Source organism: Yeosuana sp., from assembly GCF_057126245.1.
On the sequence record NZ_DBNGMQ010000032.1, the window covers coordinates 1 to 2,768 of the forward strand.

Here is a 2,768-nt window from a genome sequence, read left to right on the forward strand (position 1 = left end):
GCCGAATGATTCATGCCAGACCAGCCAACCGAATTATAATTTTTTTGTATCTCTGCAAGTTTTTGAAATGGCAGTTTGTAAGGGCTATAAAGCCCTGGTTCATCAAGAGTTTTGTATGCTTTTAAGACATGTTTTGCTTCTTCTTTAGTTATTGTAATTCCTTGTGCATAATGTATCCTTTCAATAATAGTTGAAACAGAATTGGTTTTAGAAATACCATTTAGTACCCAATCGTTGGTTTGTTTTACTGCTTGTAAAGTGTCGAACGTTTGGTTTACCTTATCTTGTTTTATTAATCCAGGATTAGCATTTCCGTGATCTGTTGTAATTATTACCAATGTATCGTCGCGACCTTCTGCAAATTTCATGGCTTCTGTTATTGCCTCATCAAAGTCGATTTGCTCGTATAATAATCCCACAGTGTCATTAGCATGTGCAGCCCAATCTACTTTTCCACCTTCGACTTGTAAAACAAAACCGTTTTCATCTTTTGACATGATTGAAATAGCCTTTTTAGTCATTTCCGAAAGGCTTGGGATTTCTTTTTTTAATTTAGTATTGTTTTCGCGATCAATGGCATAAGGAGTGCCATTCTCGCTAAAAACACCAATTATTGGCTTACCTAAAGCCGCATTATTCATTTCATCTTTTGTTTTTACCACCTGAAACCCTTGAGAAGTGAAATCACCAAAGATATTCTTTTTGTCTTCTCGTTTTTTTCCATTGAAATATTCTAACCCACCGCCCATCATCACATCAAATTTGAGTTTCAAATATTCAGAAGCAATTTTATCCTGCATATTCCTGTGTTTAAAATTAATGCAGAAGCCTGCAGGGGTTGCATGTGTAATTGGACATGTTGTTACACAACCAACTGCCTTACCTACAGCCTTAAACTTTTGTAGTATGGGTTTATTAAATGATCCGTCGCTATTTACATTTAAAGACCCATTTTTAACTCTTTTTCCTCCTCCCCAAGAGGAACTTGCAGCAGCAGAATCGGTGACTAATGAATTAGCTGAAGCGGTATCCATTAATGCTCTTTGAATTTTATTTTCTTTGTACAAGTTTATCCAAGTACTTCCATGACCTAGTTTGCGCTGTAAAAGTAACTCTGTCATATTTAGAGTGCCAGAACTCATGCCGTCACTTACTAAGAAAATTATATTTTTTGCTTTTCCAAATAGTTCACTTTCTTTGGTTGTATAGGAAGACAGTATAGTAGGTGCTGCAATAGTTCCTATGGCAGACAAAACGCCAGTGTTTAAAAAATCTCTTCTTTTCATTCTTGTTACGTTTTAAGAGAACCTATTGACACAATAAACCAATTAAATCTGTGAAATGAATAATCATTGCTAAATTTAAGACATAAATATGTTTTAAATCCTACCGGGTCAACCGGCTTTCCCGCAACGTTTATAGCTTTATTCATTATGATGATTTTTTCTGTTCAATGTGAGTGATGTTTTAAAATATTTAATTTCTTCTCGTCATTAAATTAATACAACCAAACCTTTATTTGAACGAAAGATATTCAGTTTCAGATTAGATACTTTTAATAACCATAATACTTCACTTTTCTATGGCATTTTTTAATTTCGTTAATTTTTAAATATATATATGATAATATTTACCATTTTATAAATCTAGCTCAAAACTATATTTTCAACTATTTAAGTTTTATAACAAATAGCTTAATCTTTAAAACAAATGTTGCATTTATCTGAGTATTGTCTTTTTATCCTAACAGATGGGTAAAAAGATGAATTCTAGAAAACAACGGTAATCCTTTTAAGATGGCCATTTCTTTTTAGTATAATAAAGCATTAAGTGGGATGTAATTCACTAAAGTTGAAATGAATGGCTTCGAAGAAAAGGATACTCGTGATAAATTCAATTCGGGTTATTATCGCATTTGGATGTTAAAAGATTTGTCGTACTTTTTGTTTTAATTCCGAGGTATATCTAGTTGTTATGTTGAGCCTATAAAAAACAGAATAAGGACTAATTATGGACTAAATATAAAAACAAAAAAACCGAACAAATTGATATACAATTATTACGGCTTTATTTAAGCGGAGAAAGAGGGGCCCAAACCCATGATATTTTATTAAAATTTTGTAGAATCCAATTAGAAACTTGTTAACTCAAAAAATGAAGTTTTACTTATGTAATTTTGATTATCTTTCATTAAATATTATTAATAATCTGAAAACCAAAAACTGCATACGTTTTTGCATACGATTTTATAATTTGAGGGTGTCTGAGCCTAGTAAAACTGCTGATGAAAAATAAAACAGAGAGCTCATAACCCAAAGGTAACTGGTTCGAATCTAGTTCTTTCTATTAGTGATTCTCGGTCTAAAGGTTCGGGCATGGTATTATTATAAATTTCTTTTTAAATTTTCGAAAAAATTTAAAATTTGGTTTGAAGTAAGGTCTATATGGTTCACAAAAAAATCCTAATATATTTCTATATTAGGATTTTTTATTTTCTTTTGTGACCAATATTATTATCGTATCCTTTGAGCTCCAATTTTGTAATTTGAATAAATAAAGGTTTCATATTTTATATGTACTCTCCAATAAAAAAGACTCAAATACAACAAGTATTTGAGTCTTTTCTTTTGGTAATTTACGTTAGTTTAGTCTACTTCATACACCCAACTATCTTTAAATAATTCGGTGTCTAAGGCAGTATTAATATATTTATGCGCTTCTGCACTCGTTTTAAAGTAAGCCACACTTATATAGTTTAAGTTTCTACT

The 2,768-nt window shown here is 31.2% G+C and carries 1 protein-coding gene; it reads right to left on the minus strand.

Annotation, left to right across the window (positions count from 1 at the left end; genetic code table 11):
* Positions 1-1,286 (minus strand): alkaline phosphatase (locus AC15TD_RS03085; protein WP_484450673.1); only part of this gene is annotated, 1,286 nt, incomplete at its 3' end.
* Positions 1,287-2,768 lie beyond the last annotated feature (1,482 nt).